Raw genomic sequence first — 20991 nt, forward strand, 5'->3', positions numbered from 1 at the left:
GTCCAACCTCGGCAAGTCGCTGGCCCCGGAAATTCGAGGGCGAGCCCCGAGCCCCCGGTCCCGATCCCTCGTCGTTGCGTGGGCGGGCCGATAGAATCATTCGAGGCAGGACGCAGGGCGATCGGGCGTCGATCGATTGCCAATGCCGGTGCCGGGGCGGTCATCGGCCGGGCCGCCCTCGCCCCGCCCCGCCGCACGACCCCGCGGACCACCTCCTTGCAACGACGACCGGACCCAGAGCCCGCCATGCCTGAGCTTCTCCTGGACGGCAGGAATCTCTATCACGACGACCAAGGGGCCCGCGACGGCGCACCCCTGGTCTTCCTGCCGGGCCTCGGCGGCGACCACCGGGCCTTCGCCGTGGCGATCCGGCACTTCGCGAAACGGTTCCGGGTCCTCGGCCTCGATCACCGCGACGCCGGCCGGAGCGATCGCGACCCCGGCGGCTACTCCGTCGCCAACCTGGCCGACGACGCCGCGGCGGTCCTCTCCGCCCTCGACCTGGGGCCGGCCATCGTCGTCGGGCAGTCGATGGGGGGCCTGATCGCCCAGGAGCTGGCCCTGCGCCACCCCGAGCGCGTCCGGGCCCTCGTCCTCGCCTCGTCCCACGCCGGGACCGACACCTGGCGACGGGTCCTGCTCCAGTCCTGGATCGACCTCCGCCGCAAGTGCGAGCCGGCCGAGTTCACCCGCCTGGTCATGCCCTGGCTCGTCGGCCCCGCCTTCCTCGAACACGCGGCGCAGGTCGACGGCCTGATCCGATTCGCCGAGCGGAACGAGTTCCCCCAGGACGCCGACGCCTACGCCCGGCAGGCCCGGGCCGCCCTCGAGCACGAGGCCCGCGACCGCCTCGGCCGGATCCAGGTGCCGACGCTCGTCCTCGTCGGCGATCGCGACCTGGTCAACCCGCCCGAGAAATCGGCCGAGCTGGCCCGCCTGATCCCCGGCGCCCGGCTCGTCGAGCTGCCCGAGGCCGGCCACCTGCCCCACATCGAGGCCGGATTGACCTTCCGGAAATCGATCGAGGCGTTCGTCGAATCGCTCTGAGACACCCCAGACCCTCGTCGCGTCGGTGCGATCGCCCGGGATTGGCCCGATCCCGGGCCGAACCGTTTCCCCCGGGTACCTCCGATGAAAGCGCGATCACTCAAAGCCCTGAAGCACCATGCCCGCCGAGGCCGGTCGGCCCGGTCGTCGATCGGCCTGGTCGTGCGGGCCGCCCTCGGCGACGACGCCCTGCGCATGCTCTCGCACGAGCCGGGGGCCCGCCGGTCCCTCCCCGAGGACGTGCACCAGATGCGGACCTCGGTCCGCCGCCTCCGCTCCGACCTCCGCTTCTTCAAGCCCCTGATGGACGGCCCGGGCCTCCGCCCGCTCCGCGACGAGTTGCGATGGCTCGCCGGGGTCCTGGGAGACGTCCGCGACCTCGACGTGCTCGAAGATCGCCTGCGCCGGGCGGTCGTCGCGCTCGACTGCGTCGCGCCGAGCGACCCCATCTTCGAGGAGATCGACCGTCGGCGCGATCGGCACCGATCGACCCTCCGCGACACCCTCGACGGCGACCGCTACGCCGCGCTCCGCGCCGCCCTCATCGCCGAGGCGAGGTCCCCCAGCCTCGCCGGAGGCCACGACCGGCCCGCCGGGGCGGTCCTGGTCGATCGCCTCGGCCGCGACTGGCGGCGCCTGCTCGACGCGCTCGAAGCCACGCCGCCCGACGCCCCGGCCGAGGCCCTCCACGCCTTCCGCAAGCAGGCCAAGCGCACCCGATACGCCGCCGAGTCGGTGGCCGACCGGCTGGGCCGACCGGCCGGGAAGGGGGCGAAGCGGCTCGGTCGGCAGGCGAAGCAGATCCAGGAGATCCTCGGCATCGCGCAGGATGCCCACGTCGCCGAGGCCTTCATCCGGGACCTGATGCAGGGGCTTCCCCCCGACGGGCCGGGCCGCCATGCCGCCGCCTTGCTCCTCGATCATCAGGCCAGGGAGGCCGAGGACGCGTTGATTCAGTACCAATCGCTCCGGGATCAAATGCTCGATGATTGATCCGCCCGCGAACGATCTCGCCCGTCGCCGTGTTCTGGTCTTCCGCGCGGCGATTGGCGTGGCCACCCTCACGATGCTCGCCCTCTCCTGGCCGCTCTGGATCGGCTCGGGGGGCCTCTTCCCTCGCGTCCCGTTTCTGCCGAGTCTGCCGGAACCCGCCTGGCTCCGCGTCGTGCTGTTCGGGGCTTTGGTCGGCTCGATCGTCTGCGGGATCGTCCGCAGGCGTTGCCTGCTCATCGGCCTGCTCCCGCTGGCGTACCTGGTCGCCGGCGACCAGCACCGCTTCCAGCCGTGGGCGTATCAGTATGCCCTCATGGCCCTGGCGCTCGGGGCCTTGCCGGACGCCCGGGCCCTGGGACTCTGCCGGGCCCTGCTCATCGCCCTGTACGTCTACTCCGGGCTGTCCAAGCTGGACACGACCTTCCCCGGAGAAGTCGGGGCCGCCTTCCTGATCCAGTTGACCTCTCCTCTGGGAACCGACGTGCTGGGCTGGCCCGGCCCGGTCCGGGCGGCCGCCGCCCTGTTGATGCCGATGGCCGAGCTGCTCATCGGCGTCGGCCTGGCGTTCCGTCGTTCGCGGCCGTTCGCGCTGGCGGGGGCGGTCGGCATGCACGCGACCCTCATCACCCTGCTCGGCCCCTGGGGCCTCGATCACAGCACGATCGTCGTCGTCTGGAACGGTGCCTTGATTGTTGAAGGGTTGATTCTGTTCGCCCGGACCGGCTCGACGCGTCCCGTCGCCCCGATGGAGCCGTTGCCGCGCGCCGGCTGGCCCGTCGTCGCGGCCTTCGCCCTGGCCATCACGATGCCCGCCTTCGAACGCCGGGGGGCCTGGGATTCCTGGCCGTCGTTCGCCCTCTATGCCAGCCATGCCGAACGGGTTTACGTCTTCCTTCATGAGGACGATCTCGCCCGGCTCCCCGACGAGGTCCGGCGTCATCTCCGCCCGCCGAGCCTGGGCGACCCCTGGCATCGGCTCGACCTGACCTCCTGGAGCCGGGCCGGGCGCGGGACCCCGCCCTATCCCCAGGCCCGCGCCGCCGTCGGCGTGGCCGAGGCCCTGGCCCGTCGGCTCGGCCCCGATCACCCGGTCCGCGTCGTCGTCTGGGGCCGGGCCGCGCGCCTCTCCGGGCGTCGGGTGCGCCGCGAGGCCGTCGGCCCGGACGCCATCCGTCGCCTGGCCGGCGACTTCTCCCTCAACGCCCACCCGGCGGAGAGCGTCGGGAAAGGAACTTGAGCCACGGATGAAACACGGATGGAGAAACGAGCGTGCCAGGAGTTGAGACCCACAGGGCGACCGAAGCGAAGCGTTGAAAGAAACACTCAACGAGGATCCTCCGAGTCTCACTCGATAATGTTTTCCTATCCGTGTTTCATCCGTGTTTCATCCGTGGCTTCCTTACCCTCTCTGTTCTCCTCGGTCCGCTTCAGGCACGTCACTTGCCTTCTTGCTCCTCCGTCCTTGCGGGTTCCACGGAGCATTTCCGTCTTCCGGCACGCTCGACGCCAAGTTAGGGTGTCGTCAGGCGACGGCCCGCGCTACGATTCAACGATTTGCCTGGGAGCGACCCGGAGATGGACTTGCAACGAGCCGGTGGCATCCTGCTGCACCTGACCTCGCTCCCCGGCCGATTCGGGATCGGCGACCTCGGACGGGGTTCCGACTGGTTCCTCGACGTCATGGCCGACACCGGCCAGCGCTGGTGGCAGATGCTCCCGGTCGGGCCGATCGGGGCGGGGAATTCCCCCTACGCCTCTCCCTCGTCCTTCGCGGGCAGCCCCTTGCTCATCGCCCCCGAGCCGATGGTCGAGCAGGGACTTCTGACAGCGTCTGAGCTGGACGACCTGCCCGAGTTCCCCGCCGATCGGGTCGATTTCGCCGCCGTCAACGCCTTCAAGACGCGGCTGCTCCGCCTCGCCTTCTCCCGGTTCCGGCCCGACGACGGCTTCCTCGCCTTCCGCCGCCGCGCGGCCGACTGGCTCGAAGACTACTGCCGCTACAACGCCCTGAAGCAACACTTCGGCAACCGCCCCTGGAACGAATGGGACCGCGACCTGGCCGATCGCGCCCCCGAGGCCCTGCAACGCATCGACCGCGACCTGGCCGACGAGATCGCCTTCGGCCGCTTCGAGCAATACCTCTTCGACCAGCAATGGCGCGACTTCCGCGCCCGTTGCCGCGACCGGGGCATCGGCCTCATCGGCGACCTGCCCATCTTCGTCGCCTTCGACGGGGCCGACGTCTGGGCCCACCGCGACCTCTTCCGGCTCGACGCGAACAACAACCCCACCCACACCGCCGGCGTCCCCCCCGACTACTTCAACGAGCTCGGCCAGGACTGGGGCAACCCGCTCTATCGCTGGGGGGCGCACCTGAAGGACGAGTTCGCCTGGTGGTCCCGCCGGATCGCCGCCGCGCTCGGCCGGTTCGACCTGCTCCGCTTCGACCACTTCCGCGGCCTTGAGGCTTGCTACGCCATCCCCGCGAAGGCCGAGAACGCCGCCGACGACCGCTGCGAGTGGGAGCCTGCGCCGGGAGACGAGCTGCTCGACGCCGTCCGCAAGGCCCTCGGCGGCCGCTTGCCGCTCATCGCCGAGGACCTCGGCGTCATCACCCCCGAGGTCGAGGCGCTCCGCGACCGCTTCGGCCTGCCCGGCATGCGGGTCCTGCAGTTCGCCTTCGGCAACGACCCGCTGGCCGACGTGTACTTGCCCCACTGCTACATCCCGAACTGCGTCGCCTACACCGGCACGCACGACAACGACACGACGCTCGGCTGGTTCGAGGCCGAAGCGGGCAAGACCACCCAGCCCCCCGAGGAGATGGAGGCCGAGCGCCGCTTCGTCCGCCGCTACCTCGGCCCCGGCCAGGCCGACGACATCCCGCTCGGCCTGATCCGCCTCGCCTGGGCCTCGGTGGCCAACACGGCGATCGCCCCGCTGCAGGACGTCCTCGGCCTCGGCACCGAGGCCCGCATGAACGTGCCCGGCGTCGGTCATGGGAACTGGACCTGGCGGTTCCAGACCGACCAGTTGACCCCCGAGCGCCGATCGTGGCTCGCCGAGCAGACCGCCCTGTTCGGGCGCTGGAACGGCCAGGTCCCCGAGCCCTACCGCACACGCCTTGGCATCGATCCCCCGGCCGACTCGATCGCCCCGGAACCCCTGGATCCGTGACCCGATCCCGAACCGGGTCCCCGGAGCCTCCGCCGGCAAGGCGGAATCCCCGGGGACCTCGGTCGGGATTCGGGGCGACAGGCCAGGGGCCGACCGGTCACTCCTGCTCGACCAGCAGGCCGAACGGGATCGTCCGGAAGATCTCGGTGATCGGCAAGACGGGCCGGCCGTCGCCGTCCCGGAGTTCGACCACCTCGTCGGTCAGCAGGTTCCGCCATCGCGAGGGGAGTCCCGAGTCGGGCAAGGTGAGGACCGTATCCCCCCACGCCTCCGGCCCGACGGGCAGCCGCGAGCTGTCCTCCCCCATCATCCCGGCCGCGAGACGGGGCACCACCACCGCGGCATATCGCCCGTCCCGGTAGCGGCCGAACGACAGCACGTTCCCCTTGCGCTCCCCCTCGGCCTCGAGCGGGCGATAGACCCCGTGCGAGTAGACCTCGGGGTGCTCCTTCCGGTGGCCGAGGGCCGTCCAGAGCAGATAGAGCTTGATCAGGCCGTCGTCCGGGGCATTGAGCAGGCGGGCGGCCAGTCGATCGCGCGGCGTCCCCGAGGCGATCTCCTGCCGGAGCGCGGCCAGTGCCCGACGCCGGTGGTCGTAATCGACCGGCCGCCGGTTGTCGGGATCGACGAGCGCCAGGTCCCACAGGTCGCACCCCTGGTACACGTCCGGCACCCCCGGCGAGGCGACCTTGAGCAAGACCTGGCCGAGCGACCCGATCACGCCGATCCGGGCGACCCGCCGCTGGAACGGCAGGAAATCCTTGAGGAAGACGTCGGCCCCTTCCCCTTGGAGCACGTCGGCCACGAACTTCGAGACGGCGTCGCCGTACGACGGGTCGGGGTCGGTCCAGGTGGTGTTGAGCTTCGCCTCGCGCAGGGCCTTCAGCATGTATTGCTGCACCCGCTCGACCAGCCCCCCCGGCACCTCGACCGAATCGCCGAAGGGCCAGGCGCCGATGAGCGTCTGATAGAAGAGGTACTCTTCCCGGGCGTCCGGCGCCGGTGCGCCGTGCACCTCGGTCTTCTTCGTCTTGTTCCAGTAGCCCCATCGGGTCAGGTGGGTCTGCCACTCGCCGCTCAGTTCCGAGAGGACGTTGATCCGCATCCTCGTGTCCTCGCCCCGCTTGTTGTCGTGCGTGGCGGTGGTCGAGAAGCCTCCCGGCCAGAGGTTCAGGCGGTGGGCGTTGATCGCGTGGAACGACGACGGCGAGTGCCCGAACCGGGCCGGCTCGCCCCCCACCTCGTTGAGCGAGGCGAGCTTGATCTGCCGGTAGAAGGCCGTGTCCTCGACCCCCTTGGCCGTCACCGGCCCGGTCGTCTGCTGGAATCGGATGACGAACGCCTCGCGCTGCTCGATGTCGTGGGCCGAGACCCCCTCCGGGTGCTCCAGCAACAGCGCCGCCCGGATGAACTCGAAGACCGACGGGTCGATCGTCGGGTTCCGCCTCCTGGCCCGGTAGACGGCCTGGTCGATGTACGCGCGGTCGCGCTCGGTCATCGGCTCGCCGGGCTTCAGGTACGTCCGGTAGACCGGGAAGCAGGCGATCACCTCGCGCAGGGCCCTCCTCAGGTCGTTGAGCGTGAAGTCCCGGCTGCGGCGGTCGTGCTCGCTCACCCGGTTCAGTTGCCGGGCGAGCATGTTCAGCTCGCTGGCGAGCGAGGCCCGGCAGATCAACTGCTTCGCGTCGTAGACGACCTCGTGCCAGGGCTCGGCGTCCCCCGTGAATTCGGCGTACGAGCCCTCAATCGTCGCCTGGCCGTCGGGGTCGACGAACAACCCGTTGATCGCGTTCAGATATTCGTAACCGACCGTCCCGTCGATCGTCCAGCGCTCGGGCAGGTCCTCCCCCCGGCTGAGGATCTTCTCGACGACGATCGGGTACCGCCTGGCCAGCGGCCCGTCCGGCTCGGCGTCGAGGGCCGACCGGAACCGATCGCGCAAGCCCTGCTCGATCTCCGATCGCTCCGCGTCCTCCACCCCTCCGTCCAGCCGACTCAGGCACGACCGGACGAACAGCGTCTCCTGCAACCGGGAGAAGTAGCCCGCCGGGTCGGCCAGGCCGTCCGGGTGGTCGATCCGGAGCGCCGAGACGCCCCCCCGGTCCACCCAGTCGAAGATCAGGCGATGGGTCGTCTCCAGCACCTCCGGGTCCTCGATCCGCACCCCGGCCAGGTCGTTGATGTCGAAGAATCGCCGATAGTTGATCTCTTCCACCGCCACCCGCCAGTAGGCCAGGCGGTAGACCTGGTGTTCGAGCAGCTCGTGCAAGAGGTCGAAGCTGCGCGGGTCGCCCGCTTCCCCGCGGAACAGGGCCACGTTCTCGTCGATGAAGGCGGCCAGCCTGGGCGATTCCTCGCAGAGCCGGGCGATCCGGTGCTTGATCACCTCCTTCTCGGCGCGGTATCGGGCGACCGATTCCTCGTCGTCGGCGTCGCGAGGGGGCAGGTTCTCGATCGCCGCGATCACGCTCCGGAATTCGAGCAAGAGCACGTCGTCCGGGGCGAGCAGGCCGTCGAGCACCTCGGGACGCTGCCCGAGGATCAGGCCATACGACCGGGGCGAGAGGGGGAAATGATGGTCGAAATAGTCGAGATGAAACGACCCGTCCTTGCGGCCGACGACCAGTTGGCCGTCCTCGAGCACCTTGCCGTACTGGTCCCCCAGCACCGGCAGCAGGACCCGTCCCTCCAGCTCCTCCTTGACCGGATACCAGTCGACGTCGAAATACCGGGCCGAGGCCGCCTGCTTGCCGTTCTCGAGCAGGTCGGCCCAGAACGGGTTGCCGCCGGTGATCCCCATGTGATTCGGCACGACGTCGATCACCCGGCCCATGCCCCGGTCGAGCATCCGGGCGACGAGCCGCTCGTGCGCCTCCTCGTCGCCGATCTCGGGGTTGATCCGGCCGTGGTCGAACACGTCGTAGCCGTGCGTGCTGCCGGGTCTCGCGGCAAGGTAGGGGGAAAAATAGGCATCCGAGATGCCCAGGTCGTCCAGATAGTCGAGAATCGCCTCGACATCGGTCAGGCGGAAGTCCCGGTGCAGTTGCAGCCGATAGGTGGCCCGGGGCCTCCGCAGCGGGGCAGTGCTGACGGCCTCGGCCTCGGCGTCGAACAGGGACCGGGCGCGGGCCTCGGCGGGGCGGGGCGTCTGGGGCTCGTCCGGTGATGCCAGCGGCTCGGTGTCGTCGGGTCGTGGTGGCATGATCGGTTGCTTTCACCTGGGGGATTGGGCCGGAGCCGGACGCGTCTTGAGGCGGCAGCCCTGCACAAAGGGACCGAAACTTGCTAGATTGGGCCACCGGACACCCCACGTCGCGTCCCCGAGGGCCTGGCCCAGGGAACTCGCCGTGGGGATTTGCGTCGCGATTGAAGTCACGTGACGTCTCGTTCGGACAACGATCTTACCTTGGGGCGGGCGCTTCGTCGCCCGGTCGCCGCCGATGCCGACGATCAAGGACATTCACCCGGGAGAACCGGAACCGCTGGGGCCGACCGTCCGATCCGACGGGATCAACTTCGCGGTCCATTCCCAGGGTGCGACCCGGATGGAACTGCTCCTGTTCGACAATATCGCCGATGACACGCCGGCGGTCGTCATCCCCTTCTCCAGGGACGCCCACAAGACCGGCGACATCTGGCACATGTTCGTCGAGGGCTTGCCCAATGGCACCCTCTACAACTATCGTGCCGACGGCCCCTACCGCCCCGACAAGGACGGCTCCCGCTTCAACCCCCACAAACTCCTGCTCGACCCCTACGCCCCGGCCATCTCCGGCGACTTCGACTGGAACGACGGCGACCCGCTTGGTTACGACAACACCAGGCCCGACGACCCCAACCGCCACCTCCGCCCCAGCAGGGTCTCGAACCTCGGCGGCGCCCCGCGCTGCGTCGCCTACCGCTCCGACTTCGACTGGCAAGGGGACAAGCATCCCGACATCCCGATCGAAGAGTCGATCATCTACGAGGTCAACGTCCGCGGCTTCACCCGCCACCACTCCTCCGAGACCGACTTCGAGGGCACCTACCGCGGCTTCATGGAGAAGATCCCCTACCTGAAGGACCTGGGGGTCACCGCCGTCGAGCTGCTCCCCGTCTTCGAGTTCGACCGCTTCGACGGCCCCTTCCGCGACCCCGTCACCGGCGAGCGCCTGGCCAACGCCTGGGGCTACAACACCGTCGCCTTCTTCGCCCCCGAGAGCCACTACAGCTACTACGGCAAGCTCGGCGCCCAGGTCGACGAGTTCAAGATGCTCGTCCGCGAGCTGCACAAGGCCAACATCGAGGTCATCCTCGACGTCGTCTTCAACCACTCGCGAGAGGGCAACCACTACGGCCCGACCGTCAGCTTCAAGGGGTTAGATAACAACATCTACTACATGCTGATGCCCGGCCAGCCGCAGTTCTACAACGACTTCACCGGCTGCGGCAACACCCTGAACTGCAACCACCCGGTCGTCCGCAGGTTCATCCTCGACTGCCTCCGCTACTGGGTCGAGGAGATGCACGTCGACGGCTTCCGCTTCGACCTCGCCGCCGTCTTCGCCATCGACGTCGACGGCCAGGAGAAGGGGAAGACCCCGATCATTGAGGAGATCGAGACCGACCCGGTCCTCTCCCGGATCAAGCTCATCGCCGAGCCCTGGTCGATCCGCCAGTACCGCCTCGGCTCCTTCTCCGACCGCCGCTGGGCCGAGTGGAACGGCAAGTTCCGCGACGCCGTCCGCAAGTTCATCAAGGGGGACATGGGGATCGCCGGCGAGCTGGCCACCCGCGTCGCCGGCTCCTACGACCTGTTCGCCCCGACCGACGACAGCGAACGCTCCCCCTATCACTCGATCAACTTCGTCACCTGCCACGACGGCTTCACGCTCAACGACCTCGTCTCCTACAACGAGAAGCACAACATCCGCAACGGCGAGGGGAACCGCGACGGCCACAACGAGAACGAGTCGTGGAACTGCGGCGTCGAGGGCCCGGTCGAGGACGCCGAGGACCTCGACGAGGAGCAGAAGGAGACGATCGAACGCCTCCGCGTCACCCAGATCAAGAACTTCCTCACCCTGCTCTTCCTCTCGCAGGGCACCCCCATGCTCCTCTACGGCGACGAGATGCGCCGCTCGGCCCTGGGCAACAACAACACCGTCTACCAGGACAACAAGCTCAACTGGCTCAACTGGGAGCTGCTCAAGCAGCACCGCGAGATCTACCGCTTCACCAAACACATCATCGAATTCCGCAAGAAGCACTCGATCATCCGCCGCTGGCGCTACATGACCTCCGAGGAGGACGAGACCCCCATCCTCCGCAACATCACCTGGCACGGCGTCAAGCCCGAGAAGCCCGACTTCTCCGGCACCTCCCGCTTCCTCGCCTGGACCCTCGAAGCCTTCGAGACCGAGGAGCGTTGGGACGTCCCCATCTACGTCGCCAGCAACGCCTTCTGGGAACCCATCGAGGTCGAGCTCCCCGAGCAGGACGACCGCCGCTGGTACCGCGTCGTCGACACCTCGCTGCCCGAGGGCGAGGACATCGTCCCCCAGGAAGAGGCCGCCTTCCTCCCCGACGACTCCTACGAGGTCCCCCCCCGCAGCACCATCATCCTCATCGCCCGCTAGCGCGATCCTCCGTCCCATTCTCTTGCCGATCGTCCCCGCCCCCCTCTCCCCGCCCTCGGGGAGAGGGCCGGGGTGAGGGGCCCTCTGCGCCGGCCCCGAGCCCGGCGCATCGATCGTGCCGGCCTCCGCTCCCCACCCTCCCCCGCGTCCGCCCGGGCAGCGGACCCTTCGAGTGCCAGGGGCTCTCCCCGAGGGATCACGGGGCAATCCCCCCCGCCTCCCTCCCAGGGATCATCGCTCCCACAAAAATTGATCCGGCACCGGAGTTGCCTGTTCCCGAGTCGTTGCCTCCTTCCAATTCCGGGGAGGCACCACTCAACCCCTCCATCCCGCAACGAGGAGCGACGCCATGAATTGGGACCAGATCGAGGGCAACTGGAAGCAGTTCAAGGGGAAGGTCAAGGAGAAGTGGGGCGACCTGACCGACGACGAACTCGACCAGGTCGCCGGCAAGCGCGACCAGCTCATCGGCAAGCTCCAGGCCCGCTACGGCTACGCCCGCGACCAGGCCGAGAAGGAGATCGACGAGGTCACCCGCTCCTGGTGAGGCCCCGTCCGTGATCCCCCTCCCCGCGTCTCGGCCCGCCCACGACCCCGTGGGCGGGCCGACTCGCCTCGGCCGGATTCGGCGGCATTCCCGCTCATTGAACCGGGAGGACGATGTCCCACGAGTTTTCGCCTTCCTCGACGGTGTACCCCTGAACGAGGCCGTCGAGTTCCCGGTCCCCCGACACCGCGGGGCCTTCATACCGGACCGAATTCTCGCCGATCAGCGTCGTAATCTCGTACGACCCCTCCTTGGTCACGTCGGTGCTGACCGCCACGGCGTTCTTCCGGCGATAGTTCGCCGGATCGAACCAGACGGTCCCCCCCGACGCCGGCTTCCCATGCACGATGACCCGGCCCCGGACCGTCGCCTCGGTCGTCGAGGTCGAGACGGCGGGCGTCTTGCTCCCGCACCCGGCCAGCACGATCGGCCCCAGCCCCGCCAGGACCGGAAGCACCCACACGAAAACGGACCTGCGGTTCATCGCTCGCTCGCTCCTCGGGATTCCTGGCTCAACCGGCCGGATCGCTCGTCCCTGCGACCGACCCGCGCGGACGGCCCTCGCTCTCGCAACGATCCGAGCCCTCCGACAAGCCCGACATCGCCCGCCTGTCGAAGGACACGAATGCCTGAATGCTCGACGCTCGATCGGTTGAGATCAGAGCTGATCGCTCGAGACCACTTCACCACCATTCCGGCTGCCGATCGCCCACCAGACCTCGGGCGCGATCGTATTCTTGATCGGCCGCACCGAGCCGTCGGCCATGCCCACCACCACGATCCCCGGGTGACGGCTGCTCGGCGGCGTCGCCCCGTTCGAGTTGCCGCCGACCTCCATGCAGGCCCACGTGTTCGGGGTCATCACGTGGTTGTATCGGCCGCTGTTCGGGTTCCCCATGTGCCAGACCGCCCCCACCGGGCGGCAGCAGGCCAGGGCCACGCCCGGCTGCCTCGGGTCTCCCCGCTCCATGCAGGCCTGGCGGAACGCCTGCGAGGTCAGCGGGAGCACCGCGCCGATGCTCGAATAATTCGTCGGCGGCGAGGTGAAGTCGCGGAACGGCCGCTGGTCGTACTGGCCGATCCCCATGTTCCGCTCGCTGATCGCCGCCGTGTTGCTCGTGCCGTCCCGGATCGAGCTGATCCGGATCGGGCCCGTCTCCGGGACCGAGGCGAACAGGCCGTTCGGCTTCTCGTTCGCGGTCGTGGTGAATTGCACCGGCGTCGACCCGGTGTTCCCGTAGTAGCTCAGCCGGCCGTCGGGGCTCGTCAGCCCGTCCCCCGAGTCCGACGGGCACACCAGCGAGGCGATCGACGATCGGGTCGCCGTCGTATTGACGGCGTGCCCCGCGCACGCGAATCCGTTCACCCCGTTGGTCGTGCCGAAATTCAGGGCATTGAAGATCGACACCTGTTCCAGGTGGGGCAGCATCAACGACACATAATTCCAGTCATTGCACCCGAGCGGCCCCTGTCCCCAGGGGAACGAACCGGTCGTGTCGTGATAATTGTGCAGCGCCAGCGCGATCTGCTTCACGTTGTTCACGCACTGCGCCCGCCGGGCCGCCTCGCGGGCGCTCTGCACGGCCGGCAGCAGCAGGGCGATCAGGACGCCGATGATCGCAATGACCACCAGCAACTCGATCAGCGTAAATCCGAGCCGCTTCCGCGGATGATGGAATCGCATCAAACCGACCCTCCTTCGATGGAGATCGGGGAAGCACGGTTGGCACGCCGGCCGATCGACCCGCGACGCCAACGCCTACCTCCCGGGCACCCCCGGCCCCGTGCGGCGAGCGGTTGCGGCATCCGAGGCCGGGTTCAACCCGTGTTCTACGGCGTCTCGAAACGCCGGTCAATCAAGAATTGGTGCTCCGAAGAATGCTTGAATGGGCGATTCTCCGAAAATCGCCCGGTTTCTCTGGTTTTCTCCGAGATCCGCCGTTCATGTTTTTTTACGCGACGTGTCGGATTATGCCAGAGTCCCTCACGCCCCGACCCCTCGTCGCCCCTCATCCGCCCGCCCATCCCTCGACCCCGTCCCCGACGACGATCTCACCACGACCCCGTCACCATCCCCGGCGTCCCCGGCCGAACACCTCCGCCTCGCCCTCCGACCGCGGGCACCGGGGCCGGGATGGCGGATCCGCGCACCCCTCGCCGATCCTCCGCTGCTGAATCGAGACCTCCTCAGGATCGCCTCCCGGGGGGATCGCGACGGCCCCCGACCGCCGGCGACCGGCCCGGAGTCGCCCCCTCCGCCCCCGGGAGTGCAAATCCATCCCGGCCCCACGGCCAATCCTTGATCTCGTCCCGATCGCGATGCACCATGGCGACCATCGAGCACCCCATGCCGGGGAACGCAAGCCCGTCCCTTCAACCTCCCGCTCCCCTCGGAGGCGCCGTCCCATGTCAATCAGGCATCCCGCCCGAGCGCTCACCCTGATCGTGGCCTCGTGCGCCTCGGCGGCGTTCCCCGGCTGCGGCTCGGGCTCTTCCCAACCGGGGCCGCCGCCCCCCCCCGCCGTGCCCGACCAGCCGCATCGGATCGCCGTGCTCCGCCTCGGCGGATCGACCGAACCGGCCGAAATCCCCCCGAACGGGGTGAAGGACGGCCTGGAACTCTTCCAGTTCGAGGAAGGTGTCCACTTCTCGATCGACGTCATCGACCTCGGCGGCGACCCCGACACCACCCCCGACGCCCTGGAGCAGGCAGCTCAGGACGGCGCCGATGTGATCGTGCTCACCCATCCGCTCGTGCTCGCCGCGGCGACCTCCCACACGACCGGCGGGCCCCCGATCGCCTTCGGGATCCTCGGCAACCCCCTCGCCCTCGGTGCGGGCGAGTCCGACGACCGCCACCTCCCCGGCCTGACCGGCGCGTACCACCCGATGCCCTCCGGATCCCTGCTCACCCTCGTCCGCTTCTACCTCCCCGAGGCCGCCCGCGTCGGCATCCTCTTCGACCCCGCCGACCCCCTCTCCGTGGCCCACAAGGACGCCCTCGTCGGCGCCTCCGCCGAAACCGAGCTTGAAGTCATCGCCGCCGAAGACCTCGGACCCCTCCAGGAGCCTCCGGTCGATGCCATCTGCCTGACCCTCGGGTCGTCCCCCGACCTGGTCGCCGCGGCCACCGCCACCGAGATCCCCGCCTTCGGCGTCAGCGAGGCCCAGGTCCGCTCCGGGGCCGTCGCCGCCGAGGCCCCGCTGCCCGACCGCGTCGGCGTCCAGGTCGGCCGCCTCGCCTACCGCATCCTCTCGGGCGAATCCCCCGACGCCATCCCCTTCGCGCCGATCCTCGACGTGGAGGGCCTCCTCAATCCTCCCGCGCTGGAACGCCTCTCCATCCCCATCCCCTCCGGCGCGCTCCGCATCGCCCGCCCCCTCGGCGGCTCCGGCTCCCCGTCCCCCAGCGACTGACACCCCCACCTCCCCCCGACGCACCGCCCGGGGCCATCCTTGCCCCGGGTGCCCTCGGTGGCGGGCACGGGCGCAATTGCGATCGAAACCTGGAAAAATGAAGAATCGCAGATGGGCGATCGGCACAAGATGGGAGGCAACATGCTGAAGGAGCACCGCCGCGATGACGATTCAATGACCCCGAGGGTTGGAACACGAGACCCGGGCCACTGGAGAGCGCGGCCTGTTCGCATCGCTCGTTGAGGCGATGGCCGAGGCCGCCCGATCGCTCCTCCGCGATCTGGGGCAGGGGCCTCCTCCACGCTTCCCGCCCCTCCGAGCCCCTCCTGGGCCTCCTGCGTCGCGACCTCGGACTCAGGGACGGACGCATACAGCCAGCGGCAAGACGCCCAGTGGCGGGAACTGGAGGCCCCTTTTCGGGATCTCCCTCCCCGCGTCTCGGCCTGACCACGACCCCGTGGGCAGGCCGACGCGCCTCCTCGCCGCCCGGCCCGTGAGGGCCTGCACCTGCCCAACTGCGATCAGGGCGTGGTCACGTCGAACTCGGCGTAGGTGGAGCCCTTCGGCTCGACCACGAGCGTCAGGCTGCTGGTCGTGGGGCTCTGATACCGCTCGGGGACCGGGGTCTTCCCCGGGATGAGGTTGCCGTCGCCGGCGATCGCCGGCTCCACCTCCCAGCACTCGACGGCCACCTGATAGGTGCCCGGATACAGCCCGTCACCCGTCTGGTAGCTGGTCGCGACGAAGTTGCCATTCGTGTCGAAGGGCACGCTCGACGGCCGTAACAGCCCCGTGGGATCCGCGTCACCCACAGGAATCAGGTTGAGATGACCCTCCGCGGGCCAGGGGCCGCCGTCCAGCGTGACCTTCCCCCGGACAGGGACGAGTCCCGGCTCGCCGGACCCACACCCCGGGATGACGGCGAGCAGGGCGAGGAGGCCGGCCGAGGCGGCGACCGCGCGCGGTCGAAGGATTGTCAGTTCGAACATCACTCGCAGGACTCCGAACGGTGCAAGGGATCCGACGATCCGACCGAGCTTGGGGCGGGAGGATGAGGACCCGCCGGGGCCCCCATCCTCGACGGCGATCGCCAACTCAATACTGGTCGGCCGACACGACCTCGCCGCCGGCGCGGGTCCCCAGATGGTTGAACACCTGGAAATTGATCGTCTGCTTCATGAACTTCACGCTGCCGTCGCCCATCAGGAAGTTCGCCCCCCCGGGGTGCCAGCTCTTGAAGCCGCACGTGCGGAACCAGTTCGCGTCGACCGCCGATTCCATGGTGTTGATCGGGATGTTCGTCGAGCTCAGCGGGAAGTTCTGCGAGAAGACCCCCATGAAGGTGCAGTGCCCGGGGATCGTCTCGCCGACCATGATCGTGTTGCTCAGCCCGTCTCGCACGGCCGCGAAGCTGATGCTCTTCCAGGTCCGGCCGAACATCCCGGGGAAGGTCCCGGCGGCGATCCCCAGCCCGGCGTTGCCGTTGGTGCCGAAGTTCCAGCCCTGGCAGCACCAGTTGTTCGGCCCCGGGTTCGGGTCCGGACAGAAGGGGCAGCTATCCATGTGCGTCGGGCCCATGCTCGCCGAATACCAGAGCATGTGCGCCGGCGAGACGTTGTGCGCCGCGAATCGCGTCTGGATCGGCTCCCCCGCGTCGCCGTCGCTCGGGCAGATGAACGTGCCCATCACCGTCGTGGCGCCCGTCAGGTTGGCCGGGTGGTTGTAGCCGAGGTTCTGGTTCAGGGCGTTGTAGACGGTCGTCTGCTCCAGCGTCGGCAGGAGGAACGTCGCCCAGTTGCCCCCGGCGGGCGTGCAGCAACGCCCCGTCCCGTAGGGGAGCGTCGAGTGGATACTCTCATAATTGTGCATCGCCAGGCCGATCTGCTTCATGTTGTTCGTGCACTGGGCGCGGCGGGCCGCCTCTCGCGCGGCCTGGACCGCGGGCAACAACAGCGCGATCAGGACTCCGATGATGGCGATCACCACCAGGAGCTCGATCAACGTGAAGCCGCGACGTACAGAATCCGTGCGATTCCTCATGCGAACACCTCTGCGATTCAATCGCGTGAAGTGACTTCGGGATTGCACAACCGTCTCGCGAATGCCGAGCGAGATCCTCTTGAAGTGATGCCGAGAATAGAAATGCCCGGGAATGGTGTCAACAATCTTTGGAGAATTGATCTCAATAAAAATTTCGCGACCTCCACGGCGAGTGAATTTGGCAAAGATGCCACTGTTGGGCGGTTTGTCCCGGTGGGCGTAGCCTGGCCCGAGATCTCCATCTGCACCAGGCTGAACAAGACCGCTGTACAGACTCCCGACCACGCCTCACAATCGCTGGCCCGCCCGCTCAATCAGCCCCGACATCGCCGGCACCCTCCCGGCCCCGGATGCCCCGAATCCCGCTGCCGTCCCCCGGCCCGGTCCGCGAGCACTTCTGAAAACGAAAAAAAAGTGACGCACCCCGCCCCCCGTCGCGGCACTATGGACGGACGACCGCGACTCGGGGGCCTTTGATTGATGAAGAACCGATCTCCCGCCGCGACTCCGCTGCGCATCCTGTTCACGCTCGGCGCGGCGGGCTCGTTGAGCGATGGCGACCTGCTCCGCCGCTATCTCGACGGCCGGGCCGACGAGGCCGAATGCGCCTTCGCCGTGCTGGTCGAGCGGCACGGCGCGATGGTCCGACACGTCTGCCTCAGCATTCTCGGCAACCCGGACGACGCCGCCGACGCCTACCAGGCCACCTTCCTCGTCCTCGCCCGCCGGGCCGGGGCGATCCGGAAGGCCGGATCGGTCGGCCCCTGGCTCTTCGGCGTGGCCCGCCGCGTGGCCCTCCGGGCCAGGTCCCGCTCCTCCCGCCGCCGACAGGCCGAGCGTTCCCTGGCCGAGCACTCGGCGACGCAACCTACCCAGGCCGCTCCCGACCCTTCCCACCCTGACGACTGGGCCGTCCTCTACGACGAACTCGACCGCCTTCCGCCTCGCTACCGCGACCCGCTCGTCCTCTGCTACCTACAGGGGATGACCCACGACCAGGCGTCGGCCCTGCTCGGCATCCCGACCCCCACCCTCCGCACCCGCCTCTCCCGCGCCCGAGACCGACTCCGCCCCCGGCTCGTCCGCCGCGGCCTGACCCCCTCGTCCGCCTCCTCCCTGCTACTCGCCCCCGTCCCGCTCACCTCGCCCGCCGCCTCCCTCGCCTCGATCGGCTGGGCCTCCGCCGCCTCCCGCCTCGCCGTCGCCTCCCGAGGCGCCTCGCTCGCCTCGCTCTCGGTCCCCCTGGCCACCTCAACCCTCCGGAGTATGCTCATGATTTCCGCATTTCGGACGCTCTCCCTCGGTGGCATCGCTCTCCTCGGCATTGGTGCCGGGGCCGCCGGATTGGCATCCTGGGGTGGCTCGGGCAATGCCGATCCGATGCCTGACCCTCCTCCCGGCGTTGCGGTCCTCGTCGAACAAGACCCAGTGGCTCCGGGGCCGGATCAGGCTGACCTCGCCGCGGATGAGGCCGCCCCTTCCTTGTTGAACACCCCCTGGGAGATTGCCCCCGCGCGGGTCCATGCCGAGATCAGAATGCCCCTGGAGATCCGCTCGATCCTCCCCCAGGGCACGGTCGTCTCCCGGGATCAGGTCATCTGCGAACTCGACACCACGAGTCTCCGCGACCAGCTCGCCTCCCAGCAGATCGCCACCGAACGGTCCGAGGCCGACTACCAGAACGCCATCAAGGATCGCGAGATCGCAGAAGTGACGGTGAGGCGCTACCTCCAGGGCGTCTTCCCCCTTGAGGAGTTCGAGGCGATGGCGGAGGTCAAGCTCGCGCATTCGGAGCTGGACGTGGCGAACGCCCGCCTCGCTCGCGTGGCCCGGAACGCCCCGGAGGATGAGCGGGCGATACGCATCCTCAAGGCGAAGGTCGGGGTTCAGCGCGCCGAATTGGCCCTGGGGAGGGCCGAGAAGGCACTTGAGGTCCTCAAAGCATACACTTACGAGCTCCGGATCAAGTCGCTCGAAGGCGACGTCGAGAAGGCCAAGGCCGAAGAATGGGCCAGGAAATCGAGCTTCGAACTGGAGAAAGAGCGCGAGGAACTCCTCCGGCGGACGATCGAGAAAGCACAGATCAAGGCCCCCGCCGATGGCATCCTCTCCCTTGCCGTCGGGATCCGAGAGGGCGTCACGATTCGGGAGGGTCAGCTCCTCTTCGAGATCCTCCCACCCGCTGATGACGAGGAAGCCCCGACGGAACCCGAGCGTTCCCCCTTCGAACTCGACCCGCCCGATCCCGACCAGACCAGGCCGCCGGGTGCCCCGGAGTCCGCGCCACCGACTGCGGGCGACGCGGGGTGAGCCTTGTCGGGTGTGCCGGGCTACGTAGGGTCCGCTGTGCGGACCCTGCACGAATGGGAACGTGTTGGGGGGGCGTGTCCTCGAAGACGCACCATCGGGGGCCGGTAGCCGATCGGCGTGTCATCGAGGACGCGACTCCCCCGACGACTCGATCGCAGACGAGTACAGCGGCCCGACGGGGCGGGGCATCCGCCCCATCGGGATTCCCGAATGCCCCGGCCGGGCGGCTGATCAGCCTCGTAGGGTCCGCTGTGCGGACCTCCGATGAGAGTCCCCATGCAGGGTCCGCACAGCGGACCCAGCCCTGTGTAGGTGGACCTTGTGTGTTGCGACTCAACGACTTCGGCCAACACGGCGTCGCATTCCCATGTTCTCTTGTCCTGATTTTGATCATAGGAAGGGCTAGGAGGATGGGGGGAGAGGCTGGCCCAGTACCATCCAGACGGCCCGTAGGTTGCCCATCCAACCCAATTGCCTCACGTTACCGCCCGATGATCGAAATCCGGTGACTTGAAGACGATTCCCCACCTACACAGGGCTGGTACAGCGGACCCTACAAGAGTGGAAACCTACTGGGTGTGTCGCGTCCCGAAAGACGCCACCGACGGGGCCAGTGGCAGATCGGTGTGTCTTCAAGGACGCGACACACCCAACGGCTCGATCGGGGACGAGCACGGCGGCTCGATGGGGCGGGCCATCCACACCATCGGGATCCCAAAAGGTTCCGGCCGGGCGGCCCATCAGTCGAAGTCGAACAGCTCTCCCAGGAACGATTTCTTGCGGCGTCGCTTCGTGTACTCGTCGTCGTCGCGGGCGTACTCCTTCGGCCGATCGGAGGGGTACGAAAGGCGAGACCTGCGGTCGTCGTCATCGCGGTCGATCGGCCGGGCGGCTGCGGTGCCGCCGCCGATCGCGGCAATGGAGCGGTCGATGAGCTTATCCAGCTCGCCGCGGTCTAGCCAGACGCCCCGGCAGCGCGGGCAGTAGTCAATCTCGATCCCCTGGCGATCGGCAATCGCCAGGTCGATGTGGCAGTGGGGGCATTGCATCGGTAGTGCCTCGTCAACAGAACACAACGGGATGGAATCGATCCGGCGAGCCGCGACCGCCCGTCCATCCGGTCTGATGTTGCCTCGCCCGGCGGGCACGCGGGTCCTCTGATTCGGCCTTGGGCTCGGTCGGCGCGTCTCGCGGGCCTCCCGCCTCGACTCCGCGCCGGGGAGGGGCGTCCGTCCCGGCATTTTCCCATTTTCGGTGACTGCCGACCCGCGTTTCCACGATCTTATCAAGAGACGGGGCGGAGCGGTTGCACCTCGCGTGCCTCGCCGATGGCTCGATCCCCGGCGCCCTCGACGAGCCTGTCCGCGCGATCCTCCCTCGACTCTCTTTCTTTGGCAACTCGACGAACCGCTCGTCTTTTCTTTCCTGAACCCACGACCTCGCCCGAAGGCCGCCGATCCTCAACCCCTTCGACGAGACCGTTCGCTTCTTCCACCCTCAGCCCTTGCCTTCCGGTGCGCTCCTCTCAATTCCGAAGCGGCACCCGCTCTCCCTGAACCACCCCGATCCCAGGCCCGGCCCCCGTGACCAAACGAACCCAATCCCGCCATCCCCGTTCCCGAAACGAACCGCGACCAATCGACGGAACTCGTGACCATGCAACGAGAAAAGGCACTCCCCGCCTTCCCCGTTGCGGCGCACCGAACCGCGCACCGCCTGCGCACCGAACCGCGCAGCCTCCTCGCCTGGGGGGCACCCACCGTCCCGCTTCGGCCCCGATCACCCCGAGGCCCCCTGCGCGAAACGAACCCAATTCGGCCGCCCCCGATCCACGGAGCGAAC

The 20991-nt window shown here is 68.6% G+C and carries 14 protein-coding genes; 8 read left to right on the plus strand and 6 right to left on the minus strand.

The features are described 5' to 3' along the window. Positions 1-246: 246 nt before the first annotated feature. The 4 genes from AB1L88_RS24195 to malQ all read left to right on the plus strand — a co-directional run bounded on the left by AB1L88_RS24195 (position 247) and on the right by malQ (position 5217). Positions 247-1047 (plus strand): alpha/beta fold hydrolase, encoded by an 801-nt coding sequence (locus AB1L88_RS24195; protein ID WP_367099275.1) that lies wholly within the window; start codon positions 247-249, stop codon positions 1045-1047. A gap of 84 nt (positions 1048-1131) precedes the next feature. After that, entirely contained in the window at positions 1132-2040 is a 909-nt protein-coding gene (locus tag AB1L88_RS24200) for a CHAD domain-containing protein (RefSeq protein ID WP_367099276.1), read from the plus strand. Further along, positions 2033-3277, plus strand: a complete 1245-nt coding sequence (locus tag AB1L88_RS24205) for a hypothetical protein (RefSeq protein ID WP_367099277.1) — start codon at positions 2033-2035, stop codon at positions 3275-3277. The genes AB1L88_RS24200 and AB1L88_RS24205 overlap by 8 nt, the downstream gene beginning before the upstream one ends. Positions 3278-3615: 338 nt before the next feature. After that, positions 3616-5217, plus strand: a complete 1602-nt coding sequence (malQ, locus tag AB1L88_RS24210; RefSeq protein ID WP_367099278.1) for a 4-alpha-glucanotransferase — start codon at positions 3616-3618, stop codon at positions 5215-5217. A gap of 97 nt (positions 5218-5314) precedes the next feature. Here the strand turns inward: malQ and treY are convergent, their stop codons facing one another. Further along, positions 5315-8419, minus strand: a complete 3105-nt coding sequence (gene treY / locus AB1L88_RS24215) for a malto-oligosyltrehalose synthase (RefSeq protein ID WP_367099279.1) — start codon at positions 8417-8419, stop codon at positions 5315-5317. Positions 8420-8657: 238 nt separating this feature from the next. Here treY and glgX point away from each other — a divergent pair, with 238 nt between their 5' ends. Together glgX and AB1L88_RS24225 are read left to right on the plus strand one after the other, a co-directional pair. Further along, complete coding sequence (glgX, locus tag AB1L88_RS24220; protein ID WP_367099280.1) at positions 8658-10835, plus strand: glycogen debranching protein GlgX; 2178 nt, start codon at positions 8658-8660, stop codon at positions 10833-10835. A gap of 349 nt (positions 10836-11184) precedes the next feature. Further along, positions 11185-11382, plus strand: a complete 198-nt coding sequence (locus AB1L88_RS24225) for a CsbD family protein (protein ID WP_367099281.1) — start codon at positions 11185-11187, stop codon at positions 11380-11382. A 94-nt stretch (positions 11383-11476) separates the two neighbouring features. Here AB1L88_RS24225 and AB1L88_RS24230 read toward each other — a convergent pair whose 3' ends face one another. Together AB1L88_RS24230 and AB1L88_RS24235 are read right to left on the minus strand one after the other, a co-directional pair. After that, positions 11477-11866, minus strand: a complete 390-nt coding sequence (locus tag AB1L88_RS24230) for a hypothetical protein (RefSeq protein ID WP_367099282.1) — start codon at positions 11864-11866, stop codon at positions 11477-11479. 174 nt (positions 11867-12040) lie between these two features. Continuing rightward, the gene (locus AB1L88_RS24235) at positions 12041-13066 is read right to left on the minus strand and encodes a DUF1559 domain-containing protein (protein WP_367099283.1); all 1026 of its coding nucleotides are present in this window, start codon (positions 13064-13066) and stop codon (positions 12041-12043) included. 722 nt (positions 13067-13788) lie between these two features. On the opposite strand from AB1L88_RS24235, the gene AB1L88_RS24240 reads away from it, so the two are divergent. Further along, complete coding sequence (locus tag AB1L88_RS24240; RefSeq protein WP_367099284.1) at positions 13789-14799, plus strand: ABC transporter substrate binding protein; 1011 nt, start codon at positions 13789-13791, stop codon at positions 14797-14799. A 521-nt stretch (positions 14800-15320) separates the two neighbouring features. On the opposite strand, the gene AB1L88_RS24245 is transcribed toward AB1L88_RS24240, so the two are convergent. Together AB1L88_RS24245 and AB1L88_RS24250 are read right to left on the minus strand one after the other, a co-directional pair. Continuing rightward, positions 15321-15788 (minus strand): hypothetical protein, encoded by a 468-nt coding sequence (locus AB1L88_RS24245; RefSeq protein ID WP_367099285.1) that lies wholly within the window; start codon positions 15786-15788, stop codon positions 15321-15323. A 106-nt stretch (positions 15789-15894) separates the two neighbouring features. Next, positions 15895-16839 (minus strand): DUF1559 domain-containing protein, encoded by a 945-nt coding sequence (locus tag AB1L88_RS24250; RefSeq protein ID WP_367099286.1) that lies wholly within the window; start codon positions 16837-16839, stop codon positions 15895-15897. 480 nt (positions 16840-17319) lie between these two features. Here AB1L88_RS24250 and AB1L88_RS24255 point away from each other — a divergent pair, with 480 nt between their 5' ends. Then, positions 17320-19149, plus strand: coding sequence for a sigma-70 family RNA polymerase sigma factor (locus AB1L88_RS24255; protein WP_367099287.1), 1830 nt, complete (start codon positions 17320-17322; stop codon positions 19147-19149). 740 nt (positions 19150-19889) lie between these two features. On the opposite strand, the gene AB1L88_RS24260 is transcribed toward AB1L88_RS24255, so the two are convergent. After that, positions 19890-20198 carry a zf-TFIIB domain-containing protein gene (locus AB1L88_RS24260; RefSeq protein WP_367099288.1) on the minus strand — a complete coding sequence of 103 codons (309 nt, stop codon included), beginning with the start codon at positions 20196-20198 and terminating at the stop codon, positions 19890-19892. Between the last annotated feature and the right edge of the window lie 793 nt (positions 20199-20991).

It is taken from the genome of Tautonia sp. JC769, assembly GCF_040717455.1.
Classification (GTDB): domain Bacteria; phylum Planctomycetota; class Planctomycetia; order Isosphaerales; family Isosphaeraceae; genus Tautonia.